This window comes from Peribacillus sp. NPDC097225, assembly GCF_044761955.1.
GTDB lineage: Bacteria > Bacillota > Bacilli > Bacillales > DSM-1321 > Peribacillus.
The window spans coordinates 51,057-65,446 of record NZ_JBIWDJ010000003.1 but is presented as its reverse complement, the minus strand read 5'-3'; the positions used below and the strand labels follow the sequence as shown (position 1 = coordinate 65,446).

The window sequence follows — 14,390 nt, the reverse complement described above, 5'->3', positions numbered from 1 at the left end:
TCCCCATCCTAAAGGAGGTGTTTCTATTAACAAAACGTTATGGCTCATTCCTTTATTATTTCTCCTCCACAACTCGGAAGAATCATTAAGTATGACCGAATACTTAACAAAACACTTTCATATACCTTTTATCAGTCAATCTCAATTCATCCTTGCCGCTTCTATCTTGACTGTTCTAGTTTTCCTCATCATTTGTCTTTATCAGATTCAGGTCTTATCATCCATTCATTGGGTCATCTTCACACAGGGTGCCATTTTCTTCAATGCGGTACAACATCTTGCTTTATTCTTTTACTTTGGCTCGTATAATCCAGGAGCTATTACAGCCTTTTTCATCTGTCTCTTTTCTATGATTCTGCTTGCACACGTATTAAAAAATAAGGTAGGCCGAGTATGGAGTTTGTGTATAACGCTTACTGGAAGCCTACTTTCCTACCCCCTGATCATCTGGCTTATGCTTCGTTTAGCTGGATTTTTCACATGAAAAATAAGAGGCCCCCATCAAGAAGGCCTCTTTGTTTTCATTATTTATTGGATACCCCTGCTGATTCAAATGTTGCCATTTCTTTTACGACCAACGTCGCTGCCTGAAGAATGGGAAATGCAACCGCAGCACCGGTTCCTTCCCCAATTCTCATGTCCAATTGGAGAATCGACTCTTTACCAAGCCATTCTATGGCCGTTCTGTGGCCGGGTTCTGCCGATTGATGGCCAACGAACATATAATCAGCGCAACGATTCGAAATCAAGTTTGCAATCACACCAGCCGTTGTCGTAATGAACCCATCAAGCAAAATCGGTATTCGTTTGTTGGCTGCTGCAAGCATCGCCCCTGCCATACCGGCAATCTCGAGTCCACCGATTTTCATTAAAATATCGATTGGATCTTTCGGATTAGGATTTCTTAACGAAATGGCCTCTTCAATGATTCTTTGTTTATGTATGATTCCTTCACTTTTCAGGCCGGTCCCCTGACCCACTAGCGATTCCACGCTTTTTCCACTAACGACCGAGATGATGGCAGAACTCGCCGTCGTATTGCCAATTCCCATTTCGCCAAGGATCAGACATTTCGCACCTTGCTCGATCATGGCCTCTGCCCGTTCATACCCTACTTCAAGCGCTTGGTTTACTTCTTCTAGCGTCATCGCGTCCTCTTTATAAAAGTTTCGAGTTCCGCGACGAACTTTCCTTGACGTCAATTCAGGGGCTTCAATATCCGCATCAATCCCGATATCAACAATGTCAAAGTAAGCGGATATCGCACGGCTGAATACATTGATTGCCGCTCCGTTATTAAGGAAATTGAGCGCCATTTGTTCGGTCACTTCTTTTGGATAAGCGGATACCCCTTCATCCGTAATCCCATGATCTGCCGCAAACACGATCACGCCAGGTTTAGACACCTCCGGAAAGGCCTCGCCTGTCATCTTCGCCAGTTCGATAACCAATTCCTCAAGCCTTCCCAAACTTCCCTGCGGAACAGTCAGCGAATCCACGTACCCTTTCACTTGCCTTCCCATCTCTTCATCCAACTCTGGGATGGATAGAGTGGCTAGCCCATTCTTCATCATTCAAAAAACCTCCACATATCAAATAAAAGACCTTACCCAATGGAAAAGCCCTTTACCTATCATCTTCTAAAAGTTCGAATTAGTCTATACTATCAATAGGATTCTTTTTAACCAACAAAATATCATGTCATTGAGGGGCACCCAGTTCATTCAAAGGGAAGAAACGAAACTCCACTTTCCCTACAAGTGAATCTTCGCGGATGACACCGAACCTTCTGCTATCCCAACTATGCCTGCGATTATCTCCCATTACGAATAAAGTCCCTTTTGGAACTTTCACGTCGAAATTCTCAGTCAAGTTTTCATCAGATTGGATTTCCTCTTTTTTTGATTCCACATATGGTTCCTTATATTGTTTCCCATTTATGTAAAGCACGTCATCCTTCATTTCCACACTATCGCCCGCAAGTCCGATGACTCTTTTAATATAATCTTTTTCTGCATCCGGAGCGTGAAATACAACCATATCAAAATGCTCGATGTTTCCGACTTTCGTAACGACAATCCGGTCATTATTTTCGTAAGTGGGCTCCATGGACTCACCTTTTACAGTCACTGGAACAAATAAAAACTGACGACAAATGAAAACGACGATTAATGCAATAAGTACCGATTTTACCCAAGAAAAAAGTTCTTTTTTCATGAAATCCCCTTTCTCTCCAAAATATTAGTCATTAAAAATATTTTACTAAACTGGTTTATTTTTGTATATACACAAGTGTGATAAGCTAAGGATTTTTGTTCCGATATTCATTGTTTGGAATATGGTACACTTAAAAACGAAGAAATTAAACGGTAGGAAGTGGATGGATGTCGCTGCAGTCAATCAATACATATTTAAATAGAGCCATGCCATTCATCACACCGATAAGCGTTGTCATCGGTGTCTTGTTGGCCGAACGGCTAACCGATTATACATTTTTGGTTCCATGGATTTTTGCTTTCATTACCTTTACAGGTAGCCTAGGCTCCAATTTCAAATCCTTGAAACGAGCAATCTATCATCCTTTACCCATTTTCATAGTATTAATGATCCTGCATATCATCATGCCGATTTGGGCCTGGGCCCTCGGGCACCTGGTGTTTCAAGGGGACGCTTTCACGATTACCGGATTGGTCCTTGGTGTCGTCATTCCAACCGGAGTCACCAGCATCATCTGGATCACCATTTATAAAGGGAATGCCGCGCTTGCTTTGACGATTATCCTTATCGACACCCTTCTTTCCCCCTTCATTGTGCCTTATAGCGTTTCACTTTTTGGGGGAGGCACGATTGAAATGGAGATATGGCCCATGGTGAAAGGCCTGATCGGGATGATCGTTATACCTTCGATGCTTGCGATGTTCTTGAACCAGGCCACAAAAGGGAAAATAAAAGAGGGGCTTGCCCCCCGTCTGGCTCCTTTTTCCAAACTAAGCGTAGGGATTGTCGTAATCTTGAACAGTTCAAAAATCGCACCCTACCTGACCCATTTCAACGAGAAACTACTGGTCATGGCACTCTTGGTACTCTTCATCGCCGCTTCAGGCTATGCATTTTCCTGGTGGATTGGTAAACTACTACACTGGGAAAAAGAAGACGTCATTACCTTGACCTTTACCGGGGGGATGCGCAATATCAGTGCCGGTGCAGTCCTTGCCACCACCTATTTCCCTGCAGCCGTTGCCGTGCCCGTGATTCTCGGGATGCTCTTTCAACAAATGCTTGCATCCGTTTTCGGCTATTTCCTTGATAAGTATTACCATCGAAGGGTAAACGAGGCATAGATTTTTTATCTCTTGAATGGAGACATTCGAGCAAAGCATATGAGCGTCTCTTTTCCCTTTCAATAAAATAACAATTATACTATTAATGAAGAATCAGCTCGTGCAAATAAATAATAGGAGGTTTTATGATGAAAGTTGTTGCCATCGTTGGAAGCATTCGAAAGGAATCTTATAACCTGAAACTCGCTAAATACATTCAAAAGCGGTATCAAGATAAATTCGAACTTGAAATCTTGAACATTCGGGATCTACCATTTTTCGACCAGGATATCGAAAACGACCCGCCAGTCGTTGTGAAAGAGTTTAAAAACAAAGTGGCCCATGCGGATGCGGTCTTGTGGGTGACCCCTGAATACAACGGGACAGTGCCAGGCGTGTTAGTCAATGCGATTGATTGGATGTCTCGTGTGGATAAAGTCTTGATTGGTAAACCATCGTGGATCGTCGGGGCTTCCATGGGGAATTTGGGGACGGTTAAGGCCCAATTGCATTTACGGGATATCTTATTTGCCGCAGGCGTCTCGTCTCCGCTTCTTCCTGGAAATGAAGTGTATGTAGGGGCCGTGCATGAAAAAGTCGATCAAGAAGGCAACCTGACCCATGAACCGACTGTACAGTTTTTGGATATGGTCGTCGAAAATTTCATTACTTGGTTTAACCATCATAATCGGTAATACTCAGCCTGAAAATCCCAGTAGTCTTCATTTTACTGGGATTTTTTTGTATTTGTTATATATCACTCACTTCTTCATTCTGTACGATAAGGGAGCCTGGTACTCTTTTTTTTAGCTGAATTAACGCCACATCATCATTGATTCCTTTTAGAGAAGCCTTGAATGAAATTATCTCAAACCTTTCGAGCCCCATGATGATTGCTTGCATTTTTTCATTTTGAAGGGCATCTTCACTAAGCACTAAATCATGACCGGCACTTTGACCTTGTACGCGTGCAGCCATATTCACAGTCCTTCCGAAGTAATCCAATCGATCATTCGAATTCACGGCAATCGCTGGGCCACTATATAAACCTAGTTTCAAGACAATGGGATCACCTACCGTGGCATTGAACTCTGACACATGTTCTTGTATTTGAATGGCGGCTTTCAGGGCATCCTCCGGCAGATGAAATACCGCCATCACGGCATCTCCAATCGTCTTGACGACACCACCGGAATTCTTTGAAATCCAATGGCTCAGAAATTCGAAATGCCTGCGAACCTGCCCGTAGGCGTCTGCATCCCCTATGCTTTCGTATAAGGATGTCGATCCTTGAAGGTCGCTAAATAAAATGGTCACGCTCTCGATGCCAACCTGCTGCCCGGGGGATAATACTTCAGACGAAAACAGGTCCCGGAATTCCTGCAAAGAGGTGACCCAAGCAGCTGTTACGACTTCTTGGTTCCATTCGGCTTTTTCCATGACAACGACGATATCCGACGAACTTTCATTGGATATCATCATTTCATCGTTCTTTAGATTATATTGTTCTCCGCTTCTATGCCAACCGTTGTCCTCATATGTATAGGCCATCCCCTTAATATTTTTATCTTCCGGCCATTCATCGAATGTAACAATATGATTCGCCTGCAACACGCGTATCCTCATTTTCACAAAACCATCGGGAAGAGGGAAGGCAAAGGAATTCCCCTTTTGTATTACCCTTTGCATGTGTACATGCGGGGTGATCATCGGCCCGCCTACACAAAAAACCTGGTCATATGCTTTCCTTATGGATGGATGCACGGAAAAATTCAGTTCCACATATTTACCGAAGTCCGCGTTATAGTCAATTCCGCATAAATCACAATGAAATTGACCTTTCAGCTTTGATAAAGTCGTATATTCCACCTTGGAGACACGGCAATTCGGGCAAATCAGGTTCCAGCTTAAATTTAAGAGGCCCGCTTTTGTTGCGTAGAGAAAAAGACGCAAGACCTCTAGTGGCTCCGCTCCCCATTCGCTTGCAACTTTATAAGGATTCATCTTGACTACATCATTGCTTTCGCCATCCCTCAATAATCCATGCAACTTTATCCTATAATCCGGGTTAACGGGTGCTTCATCAAGCAGCGTTTCTAAGCGATTCAATTCCTCAAGATTTACTTGTCCTACTGTTTTTTTCTGATAGTGGATTTTTTCAATGGTACCGTTGGCCACTAGCATCTGCTCGTCCACATACCGGATCGTGTTTTTCATTGATTTGATTCCTATGAGGGGGATTGCCGCCAACCCCAATAGATTACGAGGAGTAAATTCACTCTTGATTGAGACCTTGCATCCATTTTCGTATATCATTGATTCCAAAAATTCAAAAGTGGTTACCAACTTAGTAAAAGGACCTTTTTCGTATATGCGTTCAAAGGTATATTGTTCATTTTTCACCCACTGAAAGGGATATTCCTTCCACAAGATATCGACGAATCCAGCTACCTTTGCTATTGCATCTCGATAAAAAATCCCACCTTGCTTGTTTTCCACTTTACCGAATTCGACAGGGAATAAACCAATGAACCGGTTTAAGCGATCATTGTCCCCCAACACCTTCCAAACGAAGGATCTAGATAAAGGAAAATCTTTTTCGATGCTATATTTTCTTATAAAACGTTCCATTCCCTGTTCCCCCTTTATGAAAGATAAATCGCTATGGCCAGTAGAATGATATGGAAGATTTCATCGACCATGATCGATAACCACCCCTGGATCTTCATCGGCCATTTGGATATTCCTCCCCCAGAAAGAGACGAAGGTTTGCCGATCCAATACGATATGTCCGAAATAGATGACTGTGAGCCACCAAAGTAAGATTCCTCCTGCCAATAGACCGAATAAAAAAACGATGAAGTATAGACAGTCACATGCGTGAATAGAAGAATCCACTTTGTGGCTTTGTTGCTAGCCATCCACCGGGTCTAAAAACAGAAAGTCCCCCACGAAATGCCCAATCAGCATGAAATCAAATGGATTCATTTACCTTCCCTCCAATGCATGTCCCTCTTCTATCGTTATGTATTTCCGCTCTTCCAAGGCGTTCAGAAAAGCAATAACCAATGCTTCATCGAAATGTGTATCCTTGCATGTCATCAGCTCTTTTGCCGCTTCATGGTAACTAAGTCCCTTGTTATATGGTCGATCCGTCGTCATCGCATCGAATGTATCGGCAATTCCGACGATTTTCGCAAAGAGAGGGATTTCCTTTCCTGCCAATTGATCAGGGTATCCACTTCCATTCAGCCTTTCATGATGGTATCTTGCCGTTTCCACCGCATTCAAGATTGTTCTTTTTGGCTCCATGGTCGACAAAATATCCGCGCCGATTTCAGGATGCTTTTTTATGATCTCGTATTCTTCATACGACAGTTCAGTAGGCTTTCGTAGAATTTCATCGGGGATACCGATTTTCCCAATGTCATGAAGCAAGGCCGCTTTATACAATTCCTCACATGTTTTGGTATCCAAGCCGATTTTTAGAGCCATCCATTTAGAATAAGTGGCCACCCTTTCCGAGTGACCGGCAGTATATGGGTCTCTCTTATCCAGGGTTTTGGCAAGCGTGCGGATCATGCTTAGATTAATATTTTGAATTTCCTCGAACATTTGGCTATTGTACAGTGCCAATGCTGACTGGTTGGCTAAGACGAGGGCCATTTGGGCATCTTTCCTAGTGAAATTTTGGCCGTTCTTTTTATTAAGAAGCTGCATGGCACCAATCGCTTTCCCTTTTGCAATTAACGGAACCGTAAGCATGGACTTGGTGGTAAAACCGCTATCCTTGTCCACTCTCGGTGCCCAAGCCGGATCTGTTGATACATCAGAAATCAACTGTAGTTTTCCTGAACAGATCACTTTTCCGACGATTCCCTCATCCATTTTCAATTCTACTTTGAGAATGTTAGAGGAAGTCGGCCCATATACGGCAGTGGCCTTTATCACATCACGATCGGGATCTGTCACCCATAACGTACCTGCTTCTGCATCCAAAAGCTTGGCCATCTGGAGAATGATATTCTGAAAGACAACCTTCACATCTAAATCTGAATTCAACTCCTTGAAAGCATCTAAAAGATTTAATAATTCATTTTCCATATACCTAGTTTCTTCACTCATTTTTGATCCTTTCATCTGGCCGAATTTTCATTACATATATTAAAAGAGTGGATTTCACCTCTATATCTATGATTCTTTCCGTGATTTTCTCAATGACATTCTTCATCCCAAGGTCCATTCGTTATCAATTTATTCCATAATATCGGCTGTTTATTGTTTTTATTTATCTATTCCCTGCCGAGCTTCGTACTTGAAAACAAACCGCTAATAGAAATGCCATCCCTATGAAGTGTAGGGATGGCGGAGCTGAACGTTTTTATAGTTTGAACGTTCCTAATAGTTCCTGTAAATCACTGGCCATCCTCGAAAGATTATTGGAGGCAGAAGCTATTTCTTCCATGGATGCCAATTGTTCTTCCGTGGCAGCTGCAACGTTTTGACTATGACCTGTTGCATTTCTTGCAATGGTCGTGATGCTCGTTAAATTGGTTAAAACCTCTTGAGCACTATCTGACATTTGCTCGGAAGTTGCGACCATTTCTTCGATTTGATCACTCGAATCCTTAATCGAATCCAAGATGACTTTGAAACTTTCCTCTGTTTTCGAGACGATACCAAGTCCCTCTTTCACGTCCAATTTGACTTGGTTGATGGATTGATTGGATTTCATCATGTCTTCTTGAATTTCTTTAATAAGTTCAGCGATTTGAGTCGAAGAGTGCTGAGACTGTTCAGCCAGCTTACGGACCTCATCAGCGACCACGGCAAACCCTTTCCCGTGTTCTCCTGCCCTAGCTGCTTCGATGGCCGCATTCAATGCTAACAGGTTCGTCTGATTCGCTATCTCTGTAATCGCTTTTGTTATTTCGCCTATTTCCTGAGACCTTTTATCCAGTGATTGAATCGCTTCTCCACTTTTATCAACTGATTGGGAAATCGTCTGAATCTGTAGCGCCGTTTTATCAACGAATTCGCCACCCAATTTCGCTTGCTCAGCGACATGTAATCCAGACTTCGCAATGGCATGGGAACTTTCTGCCATATGATGAATGGAAAGCGATACTTCCCCTAACTCCGTCGAACTTTCCTCAAGGCTTGCTGCAGAGCTGCCGGCTCCATCCGCTATCATTTGGATGGCACTGGAGATATCCGCCGTTGCCTTACTTGTTTGTTCAGCACTTGCTGTCAGCTCTTCTGACGAGGCAGCCACCTGATCGGATGTTTGGAATGCCCCCTTCATCATATTTCTAAGATTGCTTACCATTTCATTCATCGATTTGGCAAGAACCCCCACTTCATCTTTCGTATCAATATCCGATGTTTGGGTTAAATCTCCTTTTGAGATATCCACGACCAATTGCATGACCTTATTCAACGGTTTCGATATCACCTGAGAAATAAAATAGCCTAAAGCAATACTAAGCAATACTGAAAAAATGATAAGGATATATGTAGTGCTCTTAGTATGGGTGAAGGAATCATTGGCGCTTTTATAAGCATCACGGGCCAATTCATCCGTCATGATATTTAGCTCCTCAATCTTTATTTCCAATTGGTCGCCCTTCCCTTTGTTTTCTTTTAATGTTCGGAGGAATCCTTCTATATCATTCGCCTTCCCTAATGCCATATTTTTTTCCGTCAGGACATAAAAATCCGCCAGGGCTATCTTGTATTCTTCAACAAGGCTTCTTTCAGAAGCATTCATATTACTGCTTTCAAATTTCTTCGTTAATGCATCAATTTCGTCCATCTTTTCAAGGATTACCTGCTCACCCGCTTCTTTTTCTGCAGGCGTTTTTGCGACAAATGCCAAATTACGGACACCGATTCGAATATCTTGATACCCAACCTCGATTTCATTAAGATATTGCTGGGGCACAAGCTGGTCATGATACATGGATTCAAGATCATCGTTAGAATGACTTAGATTCGTTAATCCGTATATTCCGACAGCTCCTAGAATCATGCTCATTAACAAAAATGCCACAATCAATTTTACTTTTATCTTCAAGTTCCTATACATCTTCACTTTATTTCCCTCCGTATACTATTTTTATTCTTAAAGCTCTCCCCTTTTAGGTATAAAGTCCTTCATTCTCTTCTTATATCGGCACTTCAAGAAATTAGTTAATGCAACCAGCACACTCACATTATAATTTTATTTATAACTGCTCCTAGGAAAAGACCATTACCCATCATTTCTTAGGAGAGTTTGTGAACGCTCACACAATAAACTTTGATGATTCAAAGCACTTTATAATATTTTCCTTATTATCAGCGGATTTAACTCCTTTACAACTTAGAATATTTAAAGTATTATTGACTTTATCGCTTTTAAGGAGTTGTGTTTTTTTGGAGGAGAATAAAGGGATTACAGTCGACATGTTAATAAGTGTTTATAATGATTTGGCCAAGAAAATGGCAAACAATCGGTTAAAGGCATTCGCCAGCCATTTGAGGAAACAAGAGTTGACGCTCAATCAATATTCCATATTAAGCTATATCGAACGGAAGAACGCTTGCTTATCGATTCAATTGGCACAGCATTTAAACTTAAAAGCAGCATCGATCACTTATTTAGTCGATTCTCTTGAGAAAAAAGAATTGGTTATACGGGTGGAAAACCCTTTGGATAAAAGGAGTCAACTCATCCAATTAACGGATGCTGGATATAGCGTCGTTTCTTACTCTGTAGATAACTCCCATGCTTCTAAGATATTTGAGGAAATGGATCAGGAAGACAGGGAAGTGCTGTACTTAATGGTAAAAATCATGAATAAAAAGGTATTTTCAAAGGCAGAATCAAATGACCGACTTGATGACTGACCCGTTTCACTAGTTTGAGGAGAATGATTGATTTGAAGAAATTATTAAAAATTAAAATGACCTGGTTTCCCATCTGGGCGGTACCCTTGCTAATGCTAAGCATGATTTGCATCTATTTGCCCGTATTCAGTGGAGCCGATCCAAAATTGTCCAACTTTCCGTTAATCATCGTGAATGAAGATGAACAGTTCACCTCTTCAGAATTCGGTAAAAGTCTGCTAAGTAACCTTTCCAAAGAAGTAGACGGGCATTCCTTACAATGGTCTGTGGTGACAAGCAAAGAAAAAGCAATCGATCAAATTAAGGATGATAATGCTTATGGAGCCATCGTTATACCTGAAAACTTCTCAGCTTCCATTAACGAATTGAAGGGTGGCTTCATTTCAGGGGAGACGGATGGAAAAGCGGCCGAAGTGGAAATCTTGATCAATGAAGCTGGTGGTCAGATGGCTACTGCAGTTGCTTCTAATGTGCTACAAACGATGGCATCATCAGCATCCGATGGCCTAAGCGGCCAAATTAAATCCGCATTGGTTTCAAAAAATATGCAAGTATCTCCACTTTCAACTTCTGTATTAGATCAACCCATCCACTATACATCAACCAATGTCCTTGGATTGCCAGCCAATTTAAATAAAGGGATGACCCCCTTCATGATTGTGCTGATTACATCAATAACAGGACTGCTGGGTGTACAAATGATAAATGGCTATATTAATAAAATCAGTGAAACTCTTAACTCAAAGGGACACACGATCAGCAACACAAAGATTCTCATTACAGAATTGCTCTTCGGTTTAATCGTAACACTACTGGTTTCAGCCATGCTTCAACTCGCGGTGTTCGGATTTTTCGGGAGTGTGCATTCCATTGGCATATGGCCAATATTCTGGTTTACCTTGTTAAGCAGTATGACGATGTTCCTCATGTTTAAAGTAATCAGCCTATTCTTCGGCAAATGGGGAATGCTTATAATGTTCCCGCTCAACATCATGGGTATTTTCGGCAGTGGTGGGGCGGTTCCTATCGCAAACCTACCGGATTTCCACCGTATCGCAAGCATCTTCCTTCCAACAAGGTACATGGTCGATGGAATGAGGTCGTTGCTTTACTATGGTGGTAATATGCAAGCCAGCCTTGGTACGGCATTATGGGTCATCTCCAGCTTGTTTGTTGTATTCCTAGGCATTTGTTTAGTTGTAACACTTACCACCCATAAGAAAGATTCTTCAAAAGCTAAACTGGAACCCTCTCTCGTAGAGGCCTAAAGCCAACAAAGAAAAAGAAGCCATCACAGGCTTCTTTTTCTTTGTTTTATGCGTATTTCTTACTTTCTTCTTCCTTGAAAAAGCTCTTCATCGCATGGAATACATCGGCCTTTTGCTTAAGGATATAATGCCTGAATTTTTCATTGTCAATGTTCTTATAGGCAGTCATGAGGGTGGAATGGCGGTTATACTGGTTGACTTCGCCGTAACCGAACATATTGGAGACCTTCATGAGTTCTTCCACGAGCTTGACGCACCTGGCATTATCGGATGTGAGGTTGTCACCATCGGAAAAATGGAACGGGTAGATATTGAATTTCACAGGGTCATATTTATGATCGATAAGTTCTAATGCTTTACGGTAGACGGATGAACAAATCGTTCCACCGCTTTCCCCTTTTGAAAAGAAATCCTCCTCAGGCACAACTTTCGCTTCAGTGTGATGGGCAATGAATTCTATCTCGACGGTTTCATATTTTGTCCGTAAAAAGCGGTTCATCCAAAAGAAAAAGCTCCTTGCCATATATTTTTCCCACAGACCCATGCTTCCTGATGTATCCATCATCGCCAGCACGACTGCTTTGGAATCCGGCTTTTCGACCTCATTCCATGTCTTGAATTTGAAGTCTTCCTTATAAATGGGATGAAAGCCTGGATCGCCGCTTAAGGCATTCCTTTTGAAGGCCGATATCATCGTTTTCTTTTTGTCGATATTCCCCATCAAGCCGGTTTTCCGGATATCATTGAATTCAATATGCTCAAGCGTATGCTCCGCATGTTCCTTTTTCTGAAGGTTCGGCAGCTCCAATTGGCTAAACAATGCTTCCTCCAACTCCATCATCGACACTTCGGCTTCATAATAATCCTCGCCCGCCTTGTCCCCAGCACCTTGCCCTTTTCCGGAACCGGCATTCGATGGCGATCCATCTCTTGCAATGACATCCCCGACTTTACTATCCCCGTCCCCCTGACCGACATGTTTGTTTTTATCATAGTTATAGCGGATTTTATATTCATCCAAGGAGCGAATCGGGATTTTGATAACATCCTTACCATTGGACATCACGATGCTTTCTTCAGAAATCAAATCAGGCAGATTATTCTTGATAGCCTCTTGCACCTTTTCCTGATGGCGTTGTTGATCATCATAGCCTTTCCGATGGAGGGACCAGTTTTCCTCTGAGATCACGTATTGTTTATTATTCTCTTCTGACATTCTCTTCCCCCCTTAAAAATGTTTGCACGCTTTTCATCATTCCTTCATATAATAAATTAGTGTGAGAAAGCCCACAGCAACACAGGTTTAGCTATTCAAATATACAATTCGAGAAAAATCGGATAAAAATAAAAGTATTACTCTATCCTATGCAGCGGCGAAGGATAATTTACACAAAAATTCATTAATGGTTGTTTTGCCCAAAAAATAAGACGGGTTCCTACGCGATAAAATAAATTGGACATGCTTTGCGGCTGGCCCAGGCCGACAGTGAAGGATAACCTGAACATCAAGAAACTCACTGCGTGGAATATCCTCAGTGAGTGACCGGTGCTAATGAAATGATATAAGCGGGCGGAATCGTTGTTTTAGAGAGAAAACAAAGAGAATGAAGTAATTACGTTACGGGTTATTAAGATTTGAAGGATCTATAAAAGGAGGAGTTGCAGGGGATGTCGGTCTCCCATCCCGATCAATGCGGTTTTTCGATAGGCATTGACACAAATAAAAGGGCATCCTGTAATTTCCTTGGATACCCTTTTTTACATGGATGAAACGATTTCAATGGCACGCCTTTTCACTCTTTTTTTTCCTCGACTTCATGTTGGACGGTACCTGGTCGTTTATCCCATTCCTTCAGTTCTTTATTCGTTCTCTGCCGTTCCATTTGCTTACCAAGTTCTTTCATCTCATCTAAGTCTTTCGCCATCGAACTGTTCTCTGGAACATGTTCTCTTTTCAATTCTTCTTTACTCATTTTATATCACCTCTACCCTATTGATACCCTATATTTCCAATTTCCAAACCGTACATATGTCCAACGGGTAAAGGGTATAGATAATCTATATGGAAAAAATCCAGGAGGTGAATGGAGCATGGAAACCACTACACTCTATGTGAGGGAAGCGACAACCGAGGGCCCGATTTTAAATCTAGAGTCCATCCTATTGAGTACGGAAGGCGTCGAGCGTGCCATCATCGATGTGGATGACGGCGAAATCAAAATCGAATACAGCGAAGACAAATTATCACCAAGCCAGCTCGTCACACTCATCGAACAATACGGATTAAATGTCACTGAATAAAAGAACCCACAACACAAAAAATACCGAACTCTCCCAAGAACGGCAGAGTTCGGTATTTTCATTTATAACGTTTTACAATTTCCTGCAGTTTCAATGCCAAAGCGATGTTTCCATCTACCTTTAGGCCACCTGTCATGAAAGCGACCGTTGTATTTAAATCGTCCTTTAATAACTTGGAGAAATTCTTCTCTGATAATTTCAATGTCACTTCTGGATCATTTGTCGTACCTTCGATCACTTCAACTTGTCCATTATTAATCAACAGCTGAACCGGTCCAATCTCTTCAATGTTGAATTGATACACACGATTTTCCTCGTTTTGGATATGCTCCGGATTACTGTTGATTTTACCAGCCAATTCATTCAATTCAGCGATTACACTCATTTGAAATCCCTCCATCAACCTTTTTATGATTACGCTTACAAAACAGAAAAAACCTTACTGATCCATGACAACGACAACGTTTCTTCATGTACATGTTGGACGATCATGTGAAAATATCCGAAGCGCGAAGTATTTCAGAGGATTTTAATAGGTTGTATTATTAACATCGGAGAATAACTGCTTCAGCTAAAAGATATCACGAATTGGTATTTTTTACAATATTTT

At 41.8% G+C, this 14,390-nt stretch carries 15 protein-coding genes; 6 read left to right on the top strand and 9 right to left on the bottom strand.

What is annotated here, in order from left to right:
• Nucleotides 1-25 precede the first annotated feature (25 nt).
• The gene (locus tag ACIQXH_RS10390; protein ID WP_403123795.1) at nucleotides 26-484 is read left to right on the top strand and encodes an HXXEE domain-containing protein; all 459 of its coding nucleotides are present in this window, start codon (nucleotides 26-28) and stop codon (nucleotides 482-484) included.
• 40 nt (nucleotides 485-524) lie between these two features.
• On the opposite strand, the gene cobT is transcribed toward ACIQXH_RS10390, so the two are convergent.
• Both cobT and lepB read right to left on the bottom strand, forming a co-directional pair.
• The gene (gene cobT / locus ACIQXH_RS10385) at nucleotides 525-1,571 is read right to left on the bottom strand and encodes a nicotinate-nucleotide--dimethylbenzimidazole phosphoribosyltransferase (protein ID WP_403123792.1); all 1,047 of its coding nucleotides are present in this window, start codon (nucleotides 1,569-1,571) and stop codon (nucleotides 525-527) included.
• Between the two features lie 130 nt (nucleotides 1,572-1,701).
• Nucleotides 1,702-2,217, bottom strand: a complete 516-nt coding sequence (gene lepB, locus ACIQXH_RS10380; protein WP_402867516.1) for a signal peptidase I — start codon at nucleotides 2,215-2,217, stop codon at nucleotides 1,702-1,704.
• A gap of 167 nt (nucleotides 2,218-2,384) precedes the next feature.
• Between lepB and ACIQXH_RS10375 the strand changes: the two genes are divergently transcribed.
• Together ACIQXH_RS10375 and ACIQXH_RS10370 are read left to right on the top strand one after the other, a co-directional pair.
• Nucleotides 2,385-3,341 carry a bile acid:sodium symporter family protein gene (locus ACIQXH_RS10375; RefSeq protein WP_403123342.1) on the top strand — a complete coding sequence of 319 codons (957 nt, stop codon included), beginning with the start codon at nucleotides 2,385-2,387 and terminating at the stop codon, nucleotides 3,339-3,341.
• A 128-nt stretch (nucleotides 3,342-3,469) separates the two neighbouring features.
• Nucleotides 3,470-4,015 (top strand): NADPH-dependent FMN reductase, encoded by a 546-nt coding sequence (locus ACIQXH_RS10370; RefSeq protein WP_402867514.1) that lies wholly within the window; start codon nucleotides 3,470-3,472, stop codon nucleotides 4,013-4,015.
• Between the two features lie 55 nt (nucleotides 4,016-4,070).
• On the opposite strand, the gene ACIQXH_RS10365 is transcribed toward ACIQXH_RS10370, so the two are convergent.
• The 4 genes from ACIQXH_RS10365 to ACIQXH_RS10350 all read right to left on the bottom strand — a co-directional run bounded on the left by ACIQXH_RS10365 (nucleotide 4,071) and on the right by ACIQXH_RS10350 (nucleotide 9,408).
• Complete coding sequence (locus ACIQXH_RS10365) at nucleotides 4,071-5,951, bottom strand: adenylate/guanylate cyclase domain-containing protein (RefSeq protein ID WP_403123341.1); 1,881 nt, start codon at nucleotides 5,949-5,951, stop codon at nucleotides 4,071-4,073.
• 14 nt (nucleotides 5,952-5,965) lie between these two features.
• Nucleotides 5,966-6,241 (bottom strand): hypothetical protein, encoded by a 276-nt coding sequence (locus ACIQXH_RS10360; RefSeq protein ID WP_403123338.1) that lies wholly within the window; start codon nucleotides 6,239-6,241, stop codon nucleotides 5,966-5,968.
• Between the two features lie 67 nt (nucleotides 6,242-6,308).
• Nucleotides 6,309-7,445 carry an HD domain-containing phosphohydrolase gene (locus tag ACIQXH_RS10355; RefSeq protein WP_403123336.1) on the bottom strand — a complete coding sequence of 379 codons (1,137 nt, stop codon included), beginning with the start codon at nucleotides 7,443-7,445 and terminating at the stop codon, nucleotides 6,309-6,311.
• Nucleotides 7,446-7,701: 256 nt separating this feature from the next.
• Complete coding sequence (locus tag ACIQXH_RS10350; RefSeq protein WP_403123789.1) at nucleotides 7,702-9,408, bottom strand: methyl-accepting chemotaxis protein; 1,707 nt, start codon at nucleotides 9,406-9,408, stop codon at nucleotides 7,702-7,704.
• Between the two features lie 329 nt (nucleotides 9,409-9,737).
• On the opposite strand from ACIQXH_RS10350, the gene ACIQXH_RS10345 reads away from it, so the two are divergent.
• Both ACIQXH_RS10345 and ACIQXH_RS10340 read left to right on the top strand, forming a co-directional pair.
• Entirely contained in the window at nucleotides 9,738-10,211 is a 474-nt protein-coding gene (locus ACIQXH_RS10345; protein ID WP_402867510.1) for a MarR family winged helix-turn-helix transcriptional regulator, read from the top strand.
• A gap of 32 nt (nucleotides 10,212-10,243) precedes the next feature.
• Nucleotides 10,244-11,479, top strand: coding sequence for an ABC transporter permease (locus ACIQXH_RS10340; protein ID WP_402867509.1), 1,236 nt, complete (start codon nucleotides 10,244-10,246; stop codon nucleotides 11,477-11,479).
• 46 nt (nucleotides 11,480-11,525) lie between these two features.
• On the opposite strand, the gene yhbH is transcribed toward ACIQXH_RS10340, so the two are convergent.
• Together yhbH and ACIQXH_RS10330 are read right to left on the bottom strand one after the other, a co-directional pair.
• Nucleotides 11,526-12,695 (bottom strand): sporulation protein YhbH, encoded by a 1,170-nt coding sequence (gene yhbH, locus ACIQXH_RS10335; RefSeq protein ID WP_402867508.1) that lies wholly within the window; start codon nucleotides 12,693-12,695, stop codon nucleotides 11,526-11,528.
• Between the two features lie 577 nt (nucleotides 12,696-13,272).
• Nucleotides 13,273-13,452, bottom strand: a complete 180-nt coding sequence (locus ACIQXH_RS10330) for a hypothetical protein (RefSeq protein WP_403123333.1) — start codon at nucleotides 13,450-13,452, stop codon at nucleotides 13,273-13,275.
• Between the two features lie 118 nt (nucleotides 13,453-13,570).
• Between ACIQXH_RS10330 and ACIQXH_RS10325 the strand changes: the two genes are divergently transcribed.
• A complete protein-coding gene (locus tag ACIQXH_RS10325; RefSeq protein WP_402867506.1) occupies nucleotides 13,571-13,780 on the top strand; it encodes a heavy-metal-associated domain-containing protein in 210 nt (69 codons plus the stop codon).
• Between the two features lie 58 nt (nucleotides 13,781-13,838).
• Here the strand turns inward: ACIQXH_RS10325 and ACIQXH_RS10320 are convergent, their stop codons facing one another.
• Nucleotides 13,839-14,165, bottom strand: a complete 327-nt coding sequence (locus ACIQXH_RS10320) for an SCP2 sterol-binding domain-containing protein (protein WP_402867505.1) — start codon at nucleotides 14,163-14,165, stop codon at nucleotides 13,839-13,841.
• Between the last annotated feature and the right edge of the window lie 225 nt (nucleotides 14,166-14,390).